Source organism: Gordonia sp. 852002-50816_SCH5313054-c, assembly GCF_001665925.1.
GTDB lineage: Bacteria > Actinomycetota > Actinomycetes > Mycobacteriales > Mycobacteriaceae > Gordonia > Gordonia jacobaea.
On the sequence record NZ_LZTE01000055.1, the window covers coordinates 15,786 to 36,186 of the forward strand.

Annotated in this window: 20 protein-coding genes; 12 read left to right on the forward strand and 8 right to left on the reverse strand. The window is 64.4% G+C overall.

The window, feature by feature from the left end:
* Positions 1-9 precede the first annotated feature (9 nt).
* Positions 10-441 (reverse strand): MarR family winged helix-turn-helix transcriptional regulator, encoded by a 432-nt coding sequence (locus A5788_RS12910; protein ID WP_064865906.1) that lies wholly within the window; start codon positions 439-441, stop codon positions 10-12.
* Positions 442-503: 62 nt separating this feature from the next.
* On the opposite strand from A5788_RS12910, the gene A5788_RS12915 reads away from it, so the two are divergent.
* Both A5788_RS12915 and A5788_RS12920 read left to right on the forward strand, forming a co-directional pair.
* Positions 504-902 (forward strand): hypothetical protein, encoded by a 399-nt coding sequence (locus tag A5788_RS12915; RefSeq protein WP_064865908.1) that lies wholly within the window; start codon positions 504-506, stop codon positions 900-902.
* A 60-nt stretch (positions 903-962) separates the two neighbouring features.
* Positions 963-1,646 carry a type 1 glutamine amidotransferase domain-containing protein gene (locus A5788_RS12920; RefSeq protein ID WP_064865910.1) on the forward strand — a complete coding sequence of 228 codons (684 nt, stop codon included), beginning with the start codon at positions 963-965 and terminating at the stop codon, positions 1,644-1,646.
* A 457-nt stretch (positions 1,647-2,103) separates the two neighbouring features.
* On the opposite strand, the gene A5788_RS12925 is transcribed toward A5788_RS12920, so the two are convergent.
* Positions 2,104-3,567 carry an MFS transporter gene (locus tag A5788_RS12925; RefSeq protein ID WP_064865912.1) on the reverse strand — a complete coding sequence of 488 codons (1,464 nt, stop codon included), beginning with the start codon at positions 3,565-3,567 and terminating at the stop codon, positions 2,104-2,106.
* Positions 3,568-3,740: 173 nt separating this feature from the next.
* Here A5788_RS12925 and A5788_RS12930 point away from each other — a divergent pair, with 173 nt between their 5' ends.
* From A5788_RS12930 to A5788_RS12945, 4 genes are all read left to right on the forward strand, one after another.
* Positions 3,741-4,709: a serine hydrolase gene (locus A5788_RS12930; protein WP_064865914.1), complete on the forward strand. Its 969-nt coding sequence runs from the start codon at positions 3,741-3,743 to the stop codon at positions 4,707-4,709.
* Complete coding sequence (locus A5788_RS12935) at positions 4,706-5,185, forward strand: ArsR/SmtB family transcription factor (RefSeq protein ID WP_064865916.1); 480 nt, start codon at positions 4,706-4,708, stop codon at positions 5,183-5,185. Before A5788_RS12930 ends, A5788_RS12935 begins: the two co-directional genes overlap by 4 nt.
* Before the next feature lie 43 nt (positions 5,186-5,228).
* A complete protein-coding gene (locus A5788_RS12940; protein WP_064865918.1) occupies positions 5,229-6,239 on the forward strand; it encodes an acrylyl-CoA reductase family protein in 1,011 nt (336 codons plus the stop codon).
* An 89-nt stretch (positions 6,240-6,328) separates the two neighbouring features.
* Positions 6,329-7,573 (forward strand): APC family permease, encoded by a 1,245-nt coding sequence (locus A5788_RS12945; RefSeq protein WP_064865920.1) that lies wholly within the window; start codon positions 6,329-6,331, stop codon positions 7,571-7,573.
* Here A5788_RS12945 and A5788_RS12950 read toward each other — a convergent pair.
* Positions 7,536-8,843, reverse strand: coding sequence for a cytochrome P450 (locus A5788_RS12950; protein ID WP_231894202.1), 1,308 nt, complete (start codon positions 8,841-8,843; stop codon positions 7,536-7,538). The two genes, A5788_RS12945 and A5788_RS12950, sit on opposite strands and share 38 nt — an antisense overlap.
* A 112-nt stretch (positions 8,844-8,955) precedes the next feature.
* Here A5788_RS12950 and A5788_RS12955 point away from each other — a divergent pair, with 112 nt between their 5' ends.
* On the forward strand, positions 8,956-9,636 hold the full coding sequence (locus A5788_RS12955) for a response regulator transcription factor (RefSeq protein WP_049700032.1): 681 nt from the start codon (positions 8,956-8,958) through the stop codon (positions 9,634-9,636).
* Here A5788_RS12955 and A5788_RS12960 read toward each other — a convergent pair.
* Positions 9,553-11,058: a sensor histidine kinase gene (locus A5788_RS12960; RefSeq protein ID WP_064865924.1), complete on the reverse strand. Its 1,506-nt coding sequence runs from the start codon at positions 11,056-11,058 to the stop codon at positions 9,553-9,555. The genes A5788_RS12955 and A5788_RS12960 overlap by 84 nt on opposite strands.
* Before the next feature lie 154 nt (positions 11,059-11,212).
* Here A5788_RS12960 and A5788_RS12965 point away from each other — a divergent pair, with 154 nt between their 5' ends.
* From A5788_RS12965 to A5788_RS12980, 4 genes are read left to right on the forward strand one after another with little or no spacing between them, the layout of a single operon-like run.
* Positions 11,213-12,886 carry a thiamine pyrophosphate-binding protein gene (locus tag A5788_RS12965; protein ID WP_064865926.1) on the forward strand — a complete coding sequence of 558 codons (1,674 nt, stop codon included), beginning with the start codon at positions 11,213-11,215 and terminating at the stop codon, positions 12,884-12,886.
* 2 nt (positions 12,887-12,888) lie between these two features.
* Positions 12,889-13,554 carry a hypothetical protein gene (locus A5788_RS12970; protein ID WP_064865928.1) on the forward strand — a complete coding sequence of 222 codons (666 nt, stop codon included), beginning with the start codon at positions 12,889-12,891 and terminating at the stop codon, positions 13,552-13,554.
* Positions 13,551-14,585: a 3-oxoacyl-ACP synthase III family protein gene (locus A5788_RS12975; protein ID WP_064865930.1), complete on the forward strand. Its 1,035-nt coding sequence runs from the start codon at positions 13,551-13,553 to the stop codon at positions 14,583-14,585. The genes A5788_RS12970 and A5788_RS12975 overlap by 4 nt, the downstream gene beginning before the upstream one ends.
* A 14-nt stretch (positions 14,586-14,599) precedes the next feature.
* Entirely contained in the window at positions 14,600-15,592 is a 993-nt protein-coding gene (locus tag A5788_RS12980; RefSeq protein ID WP_064866187.1) for a pyridoxal phosphate-dependent aminotransferase, read from the forward strand.
* A 22-nt stretch (positions 15,593-15,614) separates the two neighbouring features.
* On the opposite strand, the gene A5788_RS12985 is transcribed toward A5788_RS12980, so the two are convergent.
* The 3 genes from A5788_RS12985 to A5788_RS12995 all read right to left on the reverse strand — a co-directional run bounded on the left by A5788_RS12985 (position 15,615) and on the right by A5788_RS12995 (position 18,652).
* Positions 15,615-16,139 (reverse strand): DsbA family protein, encoded by a 525-nt coding sequence (locus A5788_RS12985; RefSeq protein ID WP_064865932.1) that lies wholly within the window; start codon positions 16,137-16,139, stop codon positions 15,615-15,617.
* Positions 16,140-16,149: 10 nt separating this feature from the next.
* A complete protein-coding gene (locus A5788_RS12990; RefSeq protein WP_064865934.1) occupies positions 16,150-16,647 on the reverse strand; it encodes a redoxin domain-containing protein in 498 nt (165 codons plus the stop codon).
* A 202-nt stretch (positions 16,648-16,849) separates the two neighbouring features.
* Positions 16,850-18,652 (reverse strand): N-acyl-D-amino-acid deacylase family protein, encoded by a 1,803-nt coding sequence (locus A5788_RS12995; RefSeq protein WP_064866189.1) that lies wholly within the window; start codon positions 18,650-18,652, stop codon positions 16,850-16,852.
* 80 nt (positions 18,653-18,732) lie between these two features.
* Between A5788_RS12995 and A5788_RS13000 the strand changes: the two genes are divergently transcribed.
* On the forward strand, positions 18,733-19,620 hold the full coding sequence (locus tag A5788_RS13000; RefSeq protein ID WP_064865936.1) for an alpha/beta hydrolase: 888 nt from the start codon (positions 18,733-18,735) through the stop codon (positions 19,618-19,620).
* A gap of 2 nt (positions 19,621-19,622) precedes the next feature.
* Here A5788_RS13000 and A5788_RS13005 read toward each other — a convergent pair whose 3' ends face one another.
* Positions 19,623-20,396: a glucose 1-dehydrogenase gene (locus A5788_RS13005; protein ID WP_064865938.1), complete on the reverse strand. Its 774-nt coding sequence runs from the start codon at positions 20,394-20,396 to the stop codon at positions 19,623-19,625.
* Positions 20,397-20,401: the final 5 nt, after the last annotated feature.

Here is a 20,401-nt window from a genome sequence, read left to right on the forward strand (position 1 = left end):
AACACAGCACTAGCCACCGAGTCGCGATAGATAGCCCAGCAGGGTCAACATCTCGGCGTCGTCCAAGGCGCCGAACACCTCACGCTGAACCGCCGCAATCACTCGTTCCAGGTCAGCCAGCGTGCGTTCGCCCAGGGCGGTCAGCGACACCAGCTTTCGTTGCCGGTGTGCTGGATCGGGTGCTCGCTCGACCATCCCTCTCGACTCGAGGTCGCGGACCGTCACCGCGACGTCTCGACGGTCGAGTTCTGCCGCACGGCCGAGTTCCGTCTGACTCACCGGACCGAGGTCGGCGACGACAGCGAGAACGCGAAACTCGTAGCCCGTGACGCCCTCCGTGCGCAGTCGCTCGTGCAGCACCTGATGCGAACGCGCAGCGACGCGCGAGAGCTGCCACGTCGGCAGGTCGGTTAGTCGACGAGACGTCGAAGAATCGCTCACTGTTGGTACCACCAATGGTCTGTTACTGTTGGTCACACCAACGGTACACGCGGGAGGTTCCCATGACACGCTCACTGCCCCAGATCATCGGCTCTACCGAGAGCGCGCTCGGCGCACTCCTCGATCACGAGCTGGCACCATTCCCAGCCCTCGGTCGAGACGAGTGGATCTACCTGAACATGAGCCTCGCCGGTGCACCACTGCCTGCGATCGCGACAACCCTGCAGCAGTCGGTCGAATCCGTAGAGCGCATACGAATCACGCTCCGAGACAACGGAATCCTCGACGCCGCAGGTGCACTCACCAGCGCCGGCAATGACCAACTCACCGCCGCACGCGAATCCGTCGGCGCAGCAACGGCGCAACTGACCGCCGACATCGACGCATCCGACATCGAGACCACCGCGAGGACTCTCGAACTCGTCCAACAGCGGGCTCGCACGCAGACCACGGCCGGTTGACACTGCTTACATTCGCCCCTAACGTCGGATCAACACACCACCGACGGAAGGCCGCACGCGATGGTCACACGGATACTCAACGTCGTCACAAACGTGAGCCACTACGACGATCCGTCGCACGCCACCGGCCTGTGGTTGTCGGAGTTGACCCACGCGTGGGAGATTTTCGACGACGCCGGTTATGAACAGACTCTCGTCAGTCCGGCGGGTGGACACTCCCCGCTCGAGCCGCGGTCGCTGAAGTTTCCGAACTACGACAAGACCGCGAAGGCCTGGCGCGCCGACCCCGACCGCATGGCGCTCCTCGACACCACCGCCGCCCCCGACGACATCGACTCCGCCGACTTCGACGCCATTTTCTTCACCGGCGGCCACGCGGTGATGTACGACTTCCCCGACAGTGTTGGGCTGCAACGCATCACCCGCGAGATCTTCGAGCGAGGCGGAGTGGTCGCATCGGTCTGCCACGGCTACTGCGGACTACTGAACACCACGTTGTCCGACGGCTCACTGCTCGTTGCCGGCCGTGATGTCACCGGATTCGCCTGGCAGGAAGAGGTTCTCGCGCGGGTCAACAAGCTGGTGCCGTACAACGCCGAAGAGGAGATGCGCAGCCGCGGCGCCAATTACCAGAAGGCGAAACTGCCGTTCGTCTCCTACACCGTCGTCGACGGTCGCCTTGTCACCGGCCAGAACCCCGGATCAGCGAAAGAGACTGCGCAGAAGGTGGTTTCGGTCCTCTGAACACGCCACAGCGACCGGGAGTCCTCCAGAGATAACCGATGCGGCCCGTGGGAGCTCGCAGATTCCCCTTCGTCCCAGGCATTTTCGCCAGCGTCCATCGGCGATCGTTCGCAGGTGCGCGTGTGGACGTGATCCGCCCGAATACGTTCCGGGCCGCTCCCGTTTTCAGTCAGTTTCAGAGCTGCCCGGCGGCAAAAGCCCAGGTCGGCTCGCCGGGACCGTTCAGAAATGACTGAAAACGGGAGAGCCGAGACAGCCAACTGACCCCAGACAGTGAAACACCCCCTCATCTGCGTAGATGAGGGGGTGTTTCTGGCGGCGGCGAGATGGGGTGCTGCTCTATCGTCGTCATCGCCTTGACAATCTGGTGGCTAACCAGAGCTTCTGGATAGTCCTTCGGCTTTCAGTCGCTCGCCAACCCTCTGACTGTTGGCGCTGGCTAACGTCGTCGCGTCCACTAGTGAGCTTCCTCGGCGTTGCGGGAGTTGGTCAGCGTGAGGGCGCCGATGCCCGCGATCACGCCGACGACGATCCCCAGCACGACATACGTGATGCTCTCCCCGTGGAAGAACGTGTCGGTGAAGGCGGCAGTCCACTTCCCCTCCGGTAGGTGCGCCGCAACGAGCGTCGCGAGCATCGTGCCGACGATCGCCGTGCCGACGCTGCTACCGACCTCCTGCGCTGTGTCGTTGAGCGCGGTGCCGATCGAGGTCTGATTCTCGGGCATCGCGTCGACGAGTGCGATCGCACAGATCGTCATGACCGTCCGCAGTCCGAAGGTCATTACGACCATGAAGATCGCGATCGCGAGGTACCCGTGCGTGACACCCCAGCCGAGACCCGCGGTGCCCACTGCGAGCGCCATCGCGCCGATGAAGCAGGTCATCCGGTGACCGAAGCGGGTGATCAGCGCCTCCGACAGCGGTGTTGCGAGGAGCATCGTCGCGATCATCGGCAGGTTGGCCAGTCCGGCCTTCATCGGGCTCCAGCCGTAGGCGTACTGGAAATGCAGGATGAGTCCGAACATCACGCTGGCCATCGCGATTGCGCTACCGACCTGGGCGATCGTCGCACCGCGCACGGTGCCGTTGCGGAACAGCGAGAGGTTCAACATCGGTGCGGCACTTCGCCGTTCATGCCAGACGAATGCCGCACCTGCGACCACCGCGCCGATGATCGACGCCAGCGTCATCGCCGACGCCCAGCCGTGGTCGACGCCACTGGTCAGCGACCAGCACGCGAGGCCGATCGTCGCGATGCTCAGCAGCGCTCCCGGGATGTCGAGTTTGTAGTCGGTGAGGTCTTCACGACGATCCGACGCGACGCCGAACCAGATGCCGATGCCTGCGATGAGCGCGATCGGCGCATTGACGACGAGCAGCCATTCCCACCTCACATGAGCAAGCGCGGAGCCACCCAGTATCGGACCGAGCACGAATCCGGCCATGCCGACGACGATCATCACGGTCATCGCGCGCATGCGCAGCTTCTGGTCGTCGAAGAGACGGAAGACCAGCGAGTTGGTGATCGGGGCCATCATCGCGGCGGCGACGCCGAGAGCGGCTCGCAACGCGATCAGTTCGGTCGTCGAGTTCACGAGCACGACCAGCAAGCTGAGCAGCCCGAACGCGGCCAGACCGATCATCAGGACGCGTCGTCGACCGAATCTGTCCGCGATCGAGCCCGCGGTGAGCAGCAGCCCGCCGAAGGTGAGCGAGTACGCACCGGTGATCCACTGCAGCGCAGTGGTGCTGCTGCCGAGGTCGCGACCGATAGTCGGCAGCGCGATCGAGAGCAGTGTGTTGTCGACCATCTCGACGAAGAAGGCCAGACAGAGCGCAGCAAGCGGTATGGCTGCTGCGGCGAGAGACGTGTAGGTGCGCGACGAACTCTGCGTCGCGGCATCAGTGGTGGTTGCCATGACAGCACCTCCTATCAGTAGTCAGGATTTGTTGACACTGACGTTAGGGAGCTGCGCTTACGCGGCCCTGCCGTCGCCTGTCGTCGGCCTGACAGTCGATAACTCGATGGTTGCGGCGACACAAACTGTTCGATAGTTTCGTAATTACGTACTTACGAACTTGAGGAGTTCCGATGCGCCCCGCTTCCTACCTCGCATTCGTGCTGGCCGTAGCCGTGGGTCTCTTCACCCCCGCGTACGCCCCCGCCGCACCCCCTTCCGCAGCCTCGATGTGTGCTCCACCCGCACAGCCGAACGTCACCACCGTGCCCGGCTGGATCGGGTACCTCGCCGCCCATCGCAGCAACTACGCACTGAGTGTGCGACCACTCGACGGCGACCCGATCACGCACAACGCCGACGTGCAGTTCCCCGCGGCGTCGTCGATCAAACTCATCCATCTCGCGGCGTATTCGCGGGCGGTTGCCGACGGCCGGCTCGACCCGGAAGCGCGTGTCCCCGTCACGGATTGGCAGCGCTGGTACATCCCGCTCGACGGCGGAGCGCACGTTCGAGCGCTCGAGTACCTCCGGATTCCCGCACGCGAGGGCATCCCGCTCGACCTCTCGGCCACGGTGACCTACCGCGAACTCGCCGACGTGATGATCCGCTTCTCCGACTCCGCAGCTCCCGACCTGCTTCGTAACACGCTGGGCGACAACGCGTTACGTGACGTCATGGTGCGCTATGGATTCACCGGACCGGTACCGAGCCTCTTCGACACCTACCTCGCTATCGCCAATCCTCTTCGACCACAGACTGATTCGCATCTCGAGGCGACGTCTAACGCGCTCAACGCACTGATGACGAGCTTTGCCGACAGCTCGTTCGGGCCCGGTGCAGAGCTTGCGCGCCGCCATCTCGAATACCAGGGACCGATGCCCGACGGCTCGGTGCTCGGATTCAAGGGCGGCAGCCTCCCCGGAGTGATCACCGAGGTCTTCGAATACCGCACGCCCGACGGCAGGATCGGGACCGGCACGCTGATGGTCCGCGGAGTCTCCCAGCGCGACGCCGAGGCCGACAAGTTCACCCACCAGAAACTGCTCCTCGCAGCCATCACCGATCGCGACGTCGGACACGCGCTACGGTGCTTGGGGTGAGCAGTGATCCGTCCGACGACCTCGCAGCCCGAGTCGCGCGCCTCGAAGCGGCGGTCTTCGCCGCGGGCGACCGCACGGACAGCGAACCGGACTCGGCCGCTGAGGGCCTGTCGGGCATGCTCGAATACTCCGGCAGCGTCGATTTCACCGGACCTGTCACCTGGAATATCGCCTATTCGGCCGACGCGACGCTCGATCTCGCGCCGGAGACGACCGCGAACGTGTTTGCCGCGCTCGGCCATCCCGCACGCGTCGAGATCGTGCGCATCCTGGCACGCGGCAACGCCTCGGTCGCACATCTGCAGGAGTCAGGCGACTTCGGAACATCGGGTCAGCTTTACCACCACCTGAAGATCCTGACCGCGGCGTCGATCGTCACCAAAGTCGGTCGCAACGACTACGGAATCGCCCCGACGCACCTGGTCCCGGTGCTGATCTGTCTGCTCGCCGCAGGCGACATCGGAGGATTGCTCTGACCTACGCTGGATTTCGACGACCCATGACGATCCGAGGAGCACAATGACGCGCACCCTGCCCGATCAGTTCACCGTCCTGATGGCCCGCGAGTCCGACGGCGAAATCACCTTGGCAAGCGAGCAACTCGACGCCACCCAACTGCCCGACGGCGAGGTGACGATCGCGGTCGACTACTCCGGCGTCAATTACAAGGACGCACTCGCTGTCACACCGCGCGGCGGCGTGGTGCGCGACTACCCCATCGTGCCGGGCATCGACCTCGCCGGCGAGGTGATCGCATCGTCGACACTCGACTTCGCCCCCGGCGATCGCGTTGTGGCACATGGCGGTCCGATCGGAACCGCGCAACACGGCGGTTATGCCGCCTACGCACGGGTCCCCGCCGCGCAGGTCGTACGACTCGACACCCTCTCGACGCGCGAAGCCGCCGCCATCGGCACTGCGGGCTTCACCGCGGCACTCAGCGTTGTCGCACTTCTCGACCGCGGGCTCACCCCGGACGACGGCCCCGTGGTGGTGACCGGAGCCAGTGGCGGAGTCGGCTCGGTGAGTGTCGATCTCCTCAGCGCACTCGGGTTCTCGGTCACGGCATCGAGTGGAAAGTCCGACGCCGCAGCGCTATTGACCGAGCTCGGCGCGACGTCGGTTGTCGGCCGACTCGTCGACGACGACACCAAAATTCGTCCGCTCGGGAAATCGCAGTGGGCGGGCGCCGTCGATTGTGTCGGCGGCAAGACACTCGCCTACGTGTTGTCGACGATGAATCACAGCGGGTCGGTCGCTGCGAGCGGTCTCACCGGTGGCGCCGACCTCCCGACAACAGTCATGCCCTTCATCCTGCGCGGCGTGGCACTCCTCGGAATCGACTCGGTGTCCATCGGACCCGAGCTTCGCCGGTCGGTCTGGGCACGCCTCGAAACCGACTTGCGCCCAGCCCATCTCGATCGACTCATCACCGAGATCGGGGTCGACGACCTCGACGGCTCGCTCGCCGAGATACGGGCAGGCCGAACGACGGGACGAACCGTAGTGCCTATCAGCGCTCAGAGCTGAGCTGCAGCGGCGGCGGCCGTCGAAGAGCACGCCACCTGCCATTCACCTTTCGGTGAGAATCTCGACCATGCTCAGACCACGATCGACCGATGACTGACCCGTCGCTGCACCGCAGGCTCGGCATGTCCGACGCCGTCATCATCGGCCTCGGCTCGATGCTCGGCGCCGGGATCTTCGTTGCGCTGACGCCCGCGGCCGCCGCAGCCGGATCGGCGCTGCTGATCGGGCTGGTCATCGCCGCTGTTGTGGCCTACTGCAATGCGATGTCGTCGGCGCGACTTGCGGCCATCTACCCGGTCTCCGGTGGGACGTACGTCTACGGCCGCGAGCGGCTCGGTGACTTCTGGGGCTATCTCGCCGGGTGGGCGTTCGTTGTCGGCAAGACAGCGTCGTGCGCCGCAATGGCGCTGACCGTCGGACTGTATGCCTGGCCCGCGCACGCACACGTGGTGGCAGTCGCCGCTGTTGTCGCGCTCACCGCGGTGAACTACGTCGGAGTGCAGAAGTCGGCGTGGCTGACACGCGCGATCGTCGCCGTGGTGCTGATGGTGCTCACCGTGGTCGTCGTGACGACGCTCGCGTCCGACGTGGGCAGCGTCGACTCACTCGAGGTCGGCTCGGATGCACGAGTCACCGGAATACTGCAGTCCGCGGGCATCCTGTTCTTCGCCTTCGCCGGCTACGCGCGCATCGCGACCCTCGGCGAGGAGGTGAGGGAGCCGACACGCATCATTCCTCGCGCGATCCTCGTCGCGTTGGGGATCGCACTGGTCGTCTACGCGACCGTCGCGGCAACCGCTCTCTGGGCACTCGGCGCATCCGGACTTGCCACTGCGACAGCGCCACTGGCTGCGATGACGCAGGCCGCAGGCGCGGGCTGGCTGACTCCTGTCGTTCGGATCGGCGCAGCTGTCGCAGCGCTCGGTTCACTGCTCGCGCTGATCCTCGGCGTCTCCAGGACGACGTTGGCCATGTCGCGCGACGGACACCTGCCACGAACGTTGGCGGCGATTCACCCCCGCTTCGGCGTGCCGCATCACGCCGAACTCGCCGTCGGTGCGGTTGTCGCTGTCGTCGCCGCGACCGCAGATGTCCGTGGCGCCATCGGATTCTCGTCGTTCGGAGTCCTGCTGTACTACGCGATCGCGAACGCGTCGGCCATGACACTTTCTCGCGTGGAGCGACGCCCACCTCTCATCGTCTGCGCCGTCGGACTCGTCGGCTGCGTAGTCCTCGCATGCACACTCCCCCGCGCCTCGGTGATCTCGGGCGTCGTGGTCATCGTCATCGGTATCGCTATCTACGCGTGTCGCATCGCTCTCGCGCGTCGGTGACCGCGGCACTGAAACCCACATTGGCTGTCAGTGCGACGTCGCGACGCTCGTAGTCGTCGGAGCCGACCGTCCAGTCGAGCCGTCGAATCATATGGTGAATCATCGTCGCCGCCTCCAGGTACGAGAAGTTCATGCCGATGCACTGGTGCGCACCACCGCCGAACGGCGCCCATGCCAACCGATGCCGACGCTCAACGTTCTCCGGCATGAACCGCTCGGGATCGAAATCATCTGGGCGCGGCCATATTTCGGGTATCCGGTGGTTGCTCGCGCTGACCGCTATGACAAAGGCGCCCTTCGGGATGAAGTGTCCGCCGATCGAAGTGTCCGCAATCGCCGCACGGGGGATCACCGGCACCGGCGGGCGCAACCGCAGCGACTCCTTGAACACCGCCTGATAGACGTCGGACTCCTTCAACTCCGCTGCTGACGGCGCTTCCCCCAGACGCTGCGCCTCGTCGACGACGCGCGCACGCCACCGCGCGTCACGTCCCAACCGATAGGCCATCGATGTCATCGCTATGGTGGCGGTGTCGTGAGCGGCGAACAGCATGAATCGCATGTGGTCGACGACCTGCTGGTCGGAGAGCTGCGAGCCGTCGTCGCCGCGTGCATGGCACAGCGCCGACATCAGGTCCGGGCCGTCGGCGCCGCGCCGCGCAGGCAGAAGATCGCTGAAGAACTCGTCGACGACGCCGCGCGCCCGATGTCCACGCGCCCACATGGTGCCCGGGATTCGAAACCGAACCAGCGCACTGCCCGCCTCGATGAGATCGACGAACGCCGCGTTCATCCGATCGGCGTCGTCGCGCGAAAGCTTCTCTCCGACAAACAGTTCCAACGCGACGTCGAGTGCCATCGCTTTGAGTTCGGTACGCATGTCGACGTCTGGTCCGCGAGTGAATCGCGTCGCGGCCTCAGCGGCAAGGGAATTGAGCTGATCCTGGTAGCCGGCCAGGCGGTCGGCGGTGAAGGCCGCCTGCATTATTCGACGATGCTTGCGATGTTCGTCGGTGTCCATCAGCAGGATTCCGCGTTCGAAGAGGGTGCCGAGGGCAAATCCGTATACCGGCTCGTTGCGAAACGCGCGGTCGGCGTCGCGAACCAACTCGCCGAGTGCCTCGGGGCCCTGCACGATCACGATGTTGCGTCCGAGCACCGTGATGAAGGCGATGTCGCCGTAGTCGGCGCGAAGATTCTCTGCGAACTGTGCCGGGTCGGCCCGCAACCGCAGCGCGGACTGCAGCGGAAGGGTTCGTGGTCCACGCACCGGGAGTAGGGTCGAATTGTTACGTGGTCGGGTCAGTGTGCGGTGACGCATCGGGGTCCTTTCTGATGGCGACGCCGGGAGCCGCGGTGCCTGAGCATCGGGGAGAAGGGCGATGTCCGACGTGCGTGTGTTGGTGGTGGACGACGACGTGCGGGCGGCCGAAACCATTCGTCGAGTGTTGGTGAGCGACGGGTGGAACGTGTCAGTCCTGCACAACGGCGCGCAGGCGCTACAGCGTGCCGTTGACGAGGAATTCGACGCAGTGGTGCTCGACATCATGCTGCCCGGTCTCAACGGCTATGAGGTCGTGCGTGAGTTGCGCAGACGATCGCAGTGGGTGCCGATCGTGATGCTGTCCGCGAAGGACGGCGAGTACGACCAGGCCGAAGCACTCGACTTCGGCGCTGACGACTACCTCGTCAAGCCGTTCTCCGTGGTCGTGCTGAAGGCTCATCTACGGGCGGTCGCCCGGCGCGGTCAGCGCGAGCGACCCGCGATACTCTCGGCGGGATCGCTGTGTCTCGATCCCGCCCAACACGTCGTCACGCGTCACGGGGCGCCCATTGCCCTGACTCCCCGCGAGTACGCGGTACTCGAACTGCTGTTGCGCAACCAGGGGCAGGTGATGTCGAAACATGCCATTCTCCAATCGGTGTGGGACGAGAACTACGACGGCGACCCGAACATCGTCGAGGTTTACATCGCCTATCTACGTAAGCGCATCGACGCCCCATTCGGGATCGCCTCCATCCAGACGATCCGGGGCGCCGGGTACCGTTTGATCGCGCTGTGAACGGCTCCTGGCTTCTTCGGAACCATCGGACGAGTTTCCTAGTGGCAGAACCAGTTCGAACGTAGCGCCGCCGTGACTGCCGTCGACAACTGAGACCGAGCCACCGTGCGCCTGTGCGATCTCGTAAGCGATCGCCAGGCCGAGACCGGCTCCCGACGAGTCACGCTGACGATCGACGTCGAGTCGCGAGAATCTGTCGAATATCACCGACCGCCTGTCGTCGGGAATGCCGGGCCCGTCATCGCTCACCGCGATGACGGCGTTCGATCGATCAGCGCGCAGCGAGACCCAGACCGCCGAGTCACAGTGTCTGCTGGCGTTGTCGACGAGGTTGCGCACCGCGCGTCGAATCATCTCGCGGTCACCGGAAACCCGAACGGGCACAACGTGTGCGGTCACCTTGGCCGCGTCCATCGCGCGTAACCGTGCGACCTCCTCGACGACGACGTCGTCGAGGTCCACATCGCCCGCCACGACGGTCAACCCCTGTTCATCGGCGCGTGCCAGCAAGAGCAGATCTTCTGCCATGGCCTGCATTCGACGCGCCTCGGGCAGGAGGATGGTGCGGACGGTCTCCACATCGATCGGCGTCGATGTGTCGTCGGCAAGGTCGAGCAACCCGACAAGGGTGGTGAGCGGGCTTCGTAACTCGTGCGACGCGTCGCCGATGAAACGGAGTTGCGACTCCCGCCCACGTTGGAGTCGCCCGAGCATGCTGTTGACGGTGACGGCGAGTGTGCGGATCTCGTCGTCTGCGGTCGGCACGGGAACGCGCTGCTCGAGCTCGGTGGAGGTGATCTCATTGGCCTGCTTGGTGATACGCGAGACGGGCCGAAGCGACCGACCGACGAGCAGGTAGACCGCGCCTGCCCCGAGTGCCACGATGATCGGCAGTTCGATCGCCATGAGCGTCGCGGTGGTCCATTCACTGCTCCTTATGCCCGTCGCCTTGTCGAGCGCGAGGATCGTGTACTCACGGTCGGCGTGGTACGCGGTGTTCACCGATGCGCAGAACTCGTCTCCATACCCGGGGACGTTCACGTGGTCGGCGTAGCGCACCTTCGATTCATCAGTATTCGAGTCATCCGCGACCCGGATCGCCGTACGTGGTGCGCCAGGCGACGCGGCCACCACAACTCCCCGATCGTCGACGACCTGCGTGATGTCGATGCCCGCTCCGGGAGTCAGGTCGTCGGGATCGACCGCCGACACGCCACCACGGTTGACCGCGGTAGCGATCTGATACGCCTGACGCCCCGTCGCTCGATACATCTGCGCTGTGTTCTCGCGATGCAGCATGAGGAGCATCACCGCGCCACTGATGGCCAATGCGACGACAAGTACAAAAGCCGACACGATCGTGAGTTGCTTTCGCACGCCGTAGCCGCCTACTCGTCTACGAATACGGGTGCGTACGTTCACGAGCTCATCCAATGGCCAAAGCTGTATCGATACCACGGTCGCCCACCGGAAAGTGACCAATGAGCTGTGGTCGTCGAGTGTATGCCGTTCGCGGCGGGAGCAACAGGTACCCGGTTTCAGCCAACCTTCAGGTGTCTGCGGGCACTCTTGCGACATGTCCAACCGACGGAGCGTCGCTCTGCATCTCCTCGAAAGTGCGCGTCGACGTGGTATCTCCCACGCGTTCGGCGTACACGGGGCCAACATCGAAGACATCTACGACGCCGCATCCCGGCTCGGAATGCCTGCTGTGGTGGCCAAACACGAATTCGCAGCTGGCGCAATGGCAGACGGTCTTGCTCGGATGACGAACGGGCCGGCATTGGTACTCACAACCTCTGGCGGCGGAGCGATGAATGTCGTTCCTGCGCTTGCCGAATCGTACGACAGCAGGGTTCCGGTGCTCGCCGTCGTCGGCGCTGCACCTACCTCGCTGACCACTCGGGGCGCATTCCAAGACATGCTCGACCCGCCTGACACGATCGACGTCGTCGGACTTCTCAAGTCGGTGACCGGCCACGTCGAGTTGGTCGCAGACGCGAGCGAGCTAGAACCCGCGTTGAAGTCTGTGTTCGCCACTCTTGATCGCGGACTGCCTGCTGCACTTGTGATCCCCAAAGACGTTCAATCACAGACGATCTGGGACACAGGAGTAGATGAGAACCACGTACCGGCAACACACTCGACGGCCCAGAGTCCCACCGCGATCACGGAGACTGCCGGCCGACTCGCCGACGCCGTCGGGCGTGGCGAGCGGATCTGCCTCTGGCTCGGAGACGAGGCCTCCCGAACCCGCGCCGGAACGGCGTTACGCCGCATCGCTTCTCGCCTTGGTGCGAGTGTCGTGGCCGCACCGGGAGGTGCCGACGCACTCGAGGACATCGACGGCCATGCCGGCATCACCGGAGTCATGGGGCACCCGTCGGCACACGCCGAACTGGTGGCCGCGTCGATCTGCGTCAGCATCGGATGCCGGATGACAGCGACCGATCGGGGCGGATTCGACGCAGATCTTGCGGACACCGAGATCATTCACATCGGCATCAACGACGCCAGACCGCAACGCGGATCGTCGATCCTTGTCGACTCGCTGCCCAGTGCGCTCCGACTTCTCGATGAGTCACTCGCCGCACTTGGACTGACACAGGGCGCGGTGCCGACCGTCGACATCGATTACCTCGACACACCGGCGCTGCCGCACTCTGAGTTTCCGAGCCTACGCCAGATCATGAACACCGTCTCATCACACCTTCGCAGTGGCACAAGAGTTTTCGCCGACGCAGGCAACGTCGGCGCCGCAGCGATCCACTATCTCACTCCGATCAGTGACGGGAGATTCACCGTGGCCCTCGGTATGGGTGGCATGGGATATGCGATCGCGGCAGGAATCGGAGCAGCGATCGGCTCCGCCGATCAAGGGAGGGTGGTGATCGTCGCGGGAGATGGAGCATTCTTCATGCACGGCATGGAATTTCACACCGCCCTGGAATACGACGCTCCTGTCACCCTCGTCATCCTCAACAACGACGCACACGGCATGTGCGTCACCCGAGAACACCTCTTCTTCCCGGAGGCCGCCAGCGTCAATCGCTTCCGGCCGACGGACATCGCGGGCGGCTTGGCCGCCATGTTCGGCACTCGCACCGAGGTGCGTCATCCTGCTTCTCTCAGCGATCTCGACTCCGCGTGTGCCGACTTGTTCGCGGATACCGGACCGAACGTCATCGTCGTCGACTGCGATCCGGACGAAGTGCCACCATTCCAACCGTTTCTGCCGAAGGGACCATAGTCATGACCATCGAGACCACACCGCTGGCCGACCTGGGCCGGCAAGCCGACGAGCTCGACGGGTTGACCCGCATCGAGACCCACCCGCGACAGACCGCCACGCCGATCATTCTCGACATGCTGCGATCGGTCTATCCGCACGACCAGATCTTCGGCGACTTCTGTCCGGTACAGGGTTACGTCAACGCGCCGGCCCGCGAACTGTACGAATGGCTCTCCGACACAAGGTCTCTCGAAGAGTGGACCTACAGCCTCCGCGGATTCACGCCGACCGACGAGCCGGGATTGTGGTTGGCGTCGGACAGACTGGGCGACGCCACCGACATCTACACGCGTACGGTCGCCAATCCCGACGCGATGACCGTCGACTATCACTGCGCGTGGGATCAGGGCAAACACCTGTGGATGATCTATCTGATGCGCGTCGTCGACGCCCAGATCGTGCTCGATAAGCCGGGGTCGGTGGTGTTGTGGACCAATTGCCGACATCCCTTCTATGAGCGAAATCCGTACCCAGAAACGGCACCCGCCGACCGTCCGGTCTGGGTCGGCGACTTCTGGGACATGTTCGCAGCAGGACACCAGCTCGAACTGAACAACCTCACCGCGATCGCCGAGTATCGCCACGCCAACAATTTGCCCCTTACGCCCGATTGGATGCGCTCATGAACAACCCGACTGCGCCCGCCGTCGTCCTCGCGGACGTTGCGGGGTATCTGCCCGAGAATCGCGTTCCCGCATCCTATTTCAGCCAGTTCGCGGAGAACGACGACCTCGCCGACAACATCATGTTCTCGGCGCCGGCATTCCGGCACCACGCAGCAGAAAACGAGACGTCGGCCGACATGATGGTCTCTGCCGCAAGAACTCTCACCGAAAGACATGGGGACGACTACCTCGACGACGTCACCGTCGTCCTGACGCACAGCCAACTTCCCGAGGTACCGGTTCGTGGATGTGGCGGCGAGCTCGCCGATCGTCTCGGTCTGCGACCCACCACGGTTCTCGACGTCCACAACGGCGGCTGCGCCGCGTTCATCCACATGCTCGATCTCGCGGCTGCGCTGCTCGCAGCGGCAGGCGGCGGCAAGGCGCTATTGGGATTGGCACAGAACAGCGCATCCCAGATCTTCACCCAGGAGCAGGTTCGCGGCAAGGCACAGGCCGCGATCCCCGGCGACGGCGCGGCAGCGGCGGTGGTGAGCCTCGACGGTCCGGCGGGTTCCCCGGTCCTCGGACTGGTCACCCACTCGTACGGCGAGTACTCGGCCGACATGACATCGGTGGCAGAACCCGACCGTCGCTACTGGGAAGCGGGCACCGGAGAAATTCACATCGGCTTCACCGAAGCGAAGATCACCAAGGTTCTCGCGCGCGGCAATCGCATGGTTCCCGCTGCTGCCATCGAGGTGGCCGACTCCATCGACATCCGCCCGTCCGAGCTCGACTGGTTCATCACCAACCAGCCGAACCGCATCTTTCTACGCAACTGGCGCGACGCGCTCGAGTTGCCCGAGCAACGACACCCGGACACCTTCGACGAGTGCGGAAACCTGTTCGGCGTCGGGCTTCCGATCACTCTGGACACGGCGGTGTCCGACGGGCGCATCCAGCCCGGTGACGTTGTCATGATGTCGGCGTTCGCCCACGCCGGAGACTTCGCGGGAGCGGCGGCGATTCGTTGGTCGGATCGTCACTAGTGTTCGCCGACAACATGATTAGACTCAACCTGAACGAGTCAGCCTATCCGCCACTGCCCGCGGTCGCCGAAGTTCTCCATCAACAGGTGCTGTCGGCACACCGCTACCCGGAGTTCACTCCGCACGGTTCCCGTCGCGTCATCGCACACCATCTGGGAGTGTCCGACGACATGGTCACCGTCGGCGCTGGAGCAACCGGGGTCATCCTCCAGGCCCTGCAGGCAGCTCTCGACCAATACCACGGCGTCGCGCCCGAACTGGTGACCGCGACCCCGACCTTCGACGGGTTCCCGATCCTCGCACAGTTGCTGCGCATGGACTTTCGCGGTGTGCCGCTTGATCGCGGCGGAGGGGTCGACCTCGACGCGCTGCGCACCTCCGTCACCGCGTCGACCGTCGCCGTGATCGTCTGCTCCCCACACAACCCGACGGGTACGGTCGTCGACGAACGCGAACTACATGCGTTCCTGACCTCACTACCCGACCACGTGACGGTCATTCTCGATCAGGCCTACATCGAGTTCAGTACTGCCGCACCAGATCTGCACCGGCTGATCGCACGGCATCCCCGATTGGTGGTCGTCCGAACCTTCAGCAAGGCACACGGTCTCGCGGCTCTGCGGGTCGGATACGGCGTCGGTGACGAGCGGCTGATGTCTGAGATCCGTCGATTCGAGATTCCGTTTGCGGTGAGCGCGCCGGCCCAAGCCGCGGTGCCGGTGGCATTGGCCGCGACGACGGCGCTCGCGCACCGGGTCGAGGCCATGCGCGGCGCGCGTGATCGGCTGTCCGCGCAACTGCACGCGATAGGCGCGTCGACCATCGCGGGTGAGGGCAACTTCGTCTATCTGCCCGGCGCGGACGGAGTGGCGCTCGGCTCGCTGCTCGGGACATGCGGCGTTGCGGTGAAGACAGTTCCCGGTCACGGCGTCCGGATCACCGTCGGCGACACCTTCAGCAACGCGCGTGTACTCGCCGCGTTGCGCGCGACGGCAGCAACTGCCTGAGCGAGCAACTGCCTGAGCGGTGTCAGCGTCCCGACGCGAAGATCTGCTCGAGCACCTCGGGGAGTTCGGTGAAGGGTCCCGGAAAGAACTGCTCGTTGATGAAGAAGGCGGGCGTGCCGTTGACGCCGCTGCGGAGCCCACTGTTGATCTGACCCTGGATGCGATCACCGAACTGCTGCGCACTCACTGCGGCCTCCGCTGCGGCAGGGTCCAGTCCGAGACTCGTCGCCAACTCGCGATAGAAGCTCTCGCCGAGCTGATCCTGATTCTCATACAGCGCGTCGTGCGCCTCCCAGAACTTGCCCTGGTCGCCCGCGTATTCGGCGAACTCCGCCGCTGCGAGTGCCTGCGGGTGGATCTCGGGGATCGGGAAGTTGCGAAAGACAAACCGCAGCGAGTCGGGATAGCTGCGCTGGAGTTGCTTCACGATCGGATAGGCCTGCCCGCAATAGGAACACTGATAGTCGCCGTACTCGACGAGTGTGAGAGCGGCGTCGGACGGTCCCTGAATGTAGTCGTCGGATCCCACGGGTTGGGTCAGTGGCATGGTCGGCTCCTCACGCGTTCTTGTTCTTGAGGGCTTCGAGGGCGTCGAGCACCCCGTTCACACCCGGGTTGATGGCCATCGGCGACAGGTAGCTCCACGAGATGACGCCGTCTGCGTCGACGACGAACAGAGCGCGCTTGGAGCAGCCGGCCTGTTCGTCGTACGCGCCGTACTCCTTGGAGACCGCGCCCTTGGGGTTGTAGTCAGCAAGGAGGTCGTAGCCGAGCTTGCGCGACTCCTTGAACGCCTGGTGACTCCACGCGCTGTCGACCGAGATGCCGAGGAGAACCGCGCTGTAATCCTGTAGCAGCGGTAGCGACTGGTTAAAGACGGCGAGTTCGTCGCCGCATACCTGACTCCAGTCGGCGGGATAGAACACGAGGACAACGGGATTGCCCTTGAGTTCAGAGAGGCTCAGCGATTGATCGGGCGTCGCCTTGAGGGTGAAATCGGGCGCGGTGGTACCGGCCTCAAGGATGCTGTCTGGTGCGGTGCTTGTGTCGGCCATACTCCGATCGTTGCACGCAAAAGGGGGTCACCGCACTGAAAGCCCGGCGACTTCTGCGTACTGACGTCTGCCAGTGGAGATGCGACGCAAACCGCTGTCGCACCTATACGTAACAGTGACTTTCGAGGCGTAGTGCCTGTCGGGAAGTCCTGAATGACTCCCCGACCGCACTCAGTTCCGACCGCACTCAGCTCGACCCCACTCAGCTCGTCCGGATGAGTTCACGCTCAGCTGTCGCCGGCGGCGCAATTGTCGGCGGAGTGGTGTGCCCGGCTCGCAGGAAGCTACCCGTGCGCACCGTCCCCACGGACTGCGCGAACTCACCGTCGGCGAACACGATCTGTCCGCTCACCATGACGGCTCTGATTGCGGCGTCGTTTCGGTTCACCATGCGCGACATCTGGCCGAACTGTTCGATCGGCGCCTCGCCGTACGCTTCGAGTTGCTCGTCGAGGTGTTCGGGATCGATCACGACGAGGTCGGCTCGGTCGCCGACGCGCAGGTCTCCCGCGTCGATGTCGTAGAAGTCGGCGACCTCACCGGTGAGGCGATGGACCGCGTATTCGGTACTCATGAAAGGCTTTCCGGCCTGCTCGGCGTCACGGACATGGCGCAGCAACCGCAGCCCGCTGTTGTAGAAGGCCATGTTGCGCAGGTGCGCTCCGGCGTCGGAGAAGCCCATCTGGACTGTTGGCCAGGTGGCGATCTTCTTGAGCATTTCCGGACGATGATTCGAGATGGTTGTGCGCCAACGGATCTCACGGCCGTGTTCGACGACGAGGTCGAGGAAGGCGTCCACCGGGTGGAGTCCGCCACGATCGAGTCCGACCTGACCGAACGACTTTCCGATCACCGACTCGTCGGGACACGCGACGATGTCGGCGTCGAAGAAGTCGCGGTGCCACACCCTGATGCCGAACTTCTGCTCGTAGTCCTTGCGGAACCTGCGCCGGTACTCCTCATCTTGGATGAGCGCATCTCGTTCGATGTCGTCACGCAGGTGCAATGCCGCTGCGCCGGAACCGAATTCCTCGAAGATCACCAGATCGATACCGTCCGCGTACACCTCGAACGGCACCGGCAGGTGCTGCCAGCGGAAGTCGCCGCCCAAGCGATTGATGAGCGCGGTGGGCCGGTCCATCAGGATCAGCGCTTTCTCGTTCGACTTCACGTCGGCCGCAGACAGCAGCGATGTCTTCAGCACAGGGCGCCCGAAGCCGATCGACTGCACCATCTGCGACAGCAGATTGAGCGGGTTCTGAATGTCGGGTCCCGACTGCAGCACCCGGCCGCTGTGTCGCAGCATGCTCTTGAGTCGACGCAGCTCTTTGGGTTTGGCGTATGTCGACGGCAGGGTGCGCGACTGACATGTCACGCCGTCGAGCTTGTCGAACTTGAGCTGCTGCGACGAGAGTCCGACGAATCCCTCGACGAGCGCGTCGCCGAGCATCTCTTCCATCCGTGCCTGCTCAGCGCGTGTGGGTCGAACATCCGAGCGTGTCGCACGATCGAGACCCATCACAGACGTACGCATGTCCGAATGTCCGATGAATGCAGCGAGATTCGCCCCGAGCGGCAGACCTTCCAATCGCTCGACGTACTCCCTCGGCGACGACCAGTCCTTGTGTTCGTCCACCGCGGAGATGACGTGGTCGCGCGGGATCGCTTCGACGCGCCCGAAGAGGTCGCCCGCCTCCTCCCCGTTGACGTAGATCGTCGACAGCGAGCACGACCCGATGAACACTGTGGTCACGCCGTGGCGAAGCGACTCGGTCAGCTCCGGGGTGTCGAGAACCTCGACGTCGTAATGGGTGTGGATATCGATCAGACCCGGCGTCACCCACGCCCCCTCGGCGTCGATGACCTGCGCGCCGTCGGTGTCGAGCGGCTCGGTACTAATCGCGGCCACACGACCGTCGCGAATACCGATGTCACGGATCGCCGACGGCGCCCCCGTGCCGTCGAACCACCGGCCACCTCGAACGACTGTGTCAAATGTGGACATGGCCACTCCCTTCGCCGGGCTCATCGTGGCACAGATCACACTCGATGTAGACACTTTCTTGGAAATGTATAGTCCAGTTGGTGACGACCGCCGACATCGCTCCCGACCTTCGACGCACCGCACGCTGGATTCCTCGCGGAATCGGACTGCGGCACATGCCGCGAGGCGTCCTACGACTCGGCGGTATGCCCCTGGCCCGCGTGCGCGGCGTCCCGACGGTCGCGATCGCGCCAGGGGTATCGATTCGCCTCCACCGGCCAACCGGAGCACAGAACACCGGCACCGCGATGCTGTGGATCCACGGCGGCGGGTACGTGCTCGGTTCTGCCGGACAAGATGACATCTACTGCCGCGACCTCGCCGACGCCACCGGCATCACGGTGGCTGCCGTCAACTACAGACTCGCGCCGCAATACCCGTATCCGACACCGCTCGAGGACTGCTATACCGCGCTCGCATGGCTGGCCGAGCAACCGTGGGTCGACCGCGATCGCATCGCAATCGCCGGCGCCAGCGCGGGCGGCGGCCTGACCGCGGCGCTCGCACTACTGACACGCGATCGTGGCGACATCCCGCTTGCCGCACAGGCTCTCGTGTATCCGATGCTCGACGACCGGACCGCGGCGACACCAACGGGACGTCGATACGTGCTCTGGTCTGAGCGTGACAATCAGCGGGGGTGGGATCTCTACCTCGGCGCTGCGGACAGGCAGCGGGCCGTACCCGCACGCCGCGCAGATCTCGGCGGCTTACCGCCTACCTGGCTCGGCGTCGGAACCTGCGACCTGTTCCACGACGAGACACTCGACTACGCACGACGACTTCGTGAGGCGGGGGTCGACTGCGATGTCGAGATCGCCGACGGCGCCTTCCACGCGTTCGATCAGATTGCGCCGAAAGCACCTACCACGCAACGTTTCAACGAGTCACTGCGCTCGTTCCTGCGTAGAGAGCTCTCCGCCGTGTGAGGTCAGCCGTCAACCTCCGACGCGTCGACGACTCCGAAGTCCTTGTGCGCCAATCCCGCAACCACACCACCGTCGACGACGAACTCCGCCCCCGTTGAGTAGCTCGACTCGTCGGAAGCCAGGTAGACAACGAGTTTCGACACCTCGGACGGCTCCGCAGCCCTACCGAGTGCGGTCTGGAAGATGTCGTCGGGCACCCATTCCGTCATCGGCGTCTTGATCAGGCCGGGGTGCACCGAGTTGACCCGAATGCCGCTCGGCCCCAACTCCAGCGCAGCCGACTTGGTGAGTCCACGCACACCGAACTTCGACGCTGTGTAGCCGTGGGTGGCAATCGTCCCCGCCAACCCCTCGATCGACGAGATGTTGATGATCGAGCCGTGGCCGGCCTGCTTCATCTGCGGCACAACAGATTTGATGCCGAGGAACACTCCGGTCAGGTTCACATCGAGGATCGTGCGCCAGTCGTCGAGTGAATAGTCCTCGAACAGACCGAAGTTCACGATTCCCGCGTTGTTCACCAAGACGTCCAGCCACCCGAAGGTGTCGACCGTGGACGCGACAGCGGCCTGCCAGTCGTCGGGTTCGGTGACGTCGAGATGGACGTAGCGCACCGATTCACCCAGTTCGTCGGCCAGCGCCTTGCCCTCGTCGTCGAGGATGTCACCGGCGACCACGCGCGCGCCCTCCGCGATCATCTCGCGCACGTGCGCTGCACCCATGCCCCGCGCACCGCCGCTCACCAGCGCAACCTTGCCTGCCATCCGCTCGGTCATCGTCT

Bases quoted from the DNA above. Each gene is read 5' to 3' on its own strand.
- A5788_RS12965 (WP_064865926.1), top strand. From the start codon at position 11,213: ATGTCCAACCGACGGAGCGTCGCTCTGCATCTCCTCGAAAGTGCGCGT.
- A5788_RS13005 (WP_064865938.1), bottom strand. From the start codon at position 20,396: ATGACCGAGCGGATGGCAGGCAAGGTTGCGCTGGTGAGCGGCGGTGCG.
- A5788_RS12995 (WP_064866189.1), bottom strand. From the start codon at position 18,652: ATGTCCACATTTGACACAGTCGTTCGAGGTGGCCGGTGGTTCGACGGC.
- A5788_RS12930 (WP_064865914.1), top strand. From the start codon at position 3,741: ATGCGCCCCGCTTCCTACCTCGCATTCGTGCTGGCCGTAGCCGTGGGT.
- A5788_RS12975 (WP_064865930.1), top strand. From the start codon at position 13,551: ATGAACAACCCGACTGCGCCCGCCGTCGTCCTCGCGGACGTTGCGGGG.
- A5788_RS12985 (WP_064865932.1), bottom strand. From the start codon at position 16,139: ATGCCACTGACCCAACCCGTGGGATCCGACGACTACATTCAGGGACCG.
- A5788_RS12920 (WP_064865910.1), top strand. From the start codon at position 963: ATGGTCACACGGATACTCAACGTCGTCACAAACGTGAGCCACTACGAC.
- A5788_RS12970 (WP_064865928.1), top strand. From the start codon at position 12,889: ATGACCATCGAGACCACACCGCTGGCCGACCTGGGCCGGCAAGCCGAC.
- A5788_RS12990 (WP_064865934.1), bottom strand. From the start codon at position 16,647: ATGGCCGACACAAGCACCGCACCAGACAGCATCCTTGAGGCCGGTACC.
- A5788_RS12940 (WP_064865918.1), top strand. From the start codon at position 5,229: ATGACGCGCACCCTGCCCGATCAGTTCACCGTCCTGATGGCCCGCGAG.
- A5788_RS12955 (WP_049700032.1), top strand. From the start codon at position 8,956: ATGTCCGACGTGCGTGTGTTGGTGGTGGACGACGACGTGCGGGCGGCC.
- A5788_RS12915 (WP_064865908.1), top strand. From the start codon at position 504: ATGACACGCTCACTGCCCCAGATCATCGGCTCTACCGAGAGCGCGCTC.
- A5788_RS12980 (WP_064866187.1), top strand. From the start codon at position 14,600: ATGATTAGACTCAACCTGAACGAGTCAGCCTATCCGCCACTGCCCGCG.
- A5788_RS12925 (WP_064865912.1), bottom strand. From the start codon at position 3,567: ATGGCAACCACCACTGATGCCGCGACGCAGAGTTCGTCGCGCACCTAC.
- A5788_RS12945 (WP_064865920.1), top strand. From the start codon at position 6,329: ATGACTGACCCGTCGCTGCACCGCAGGCTCGGCATGTCCGACGCCGTC.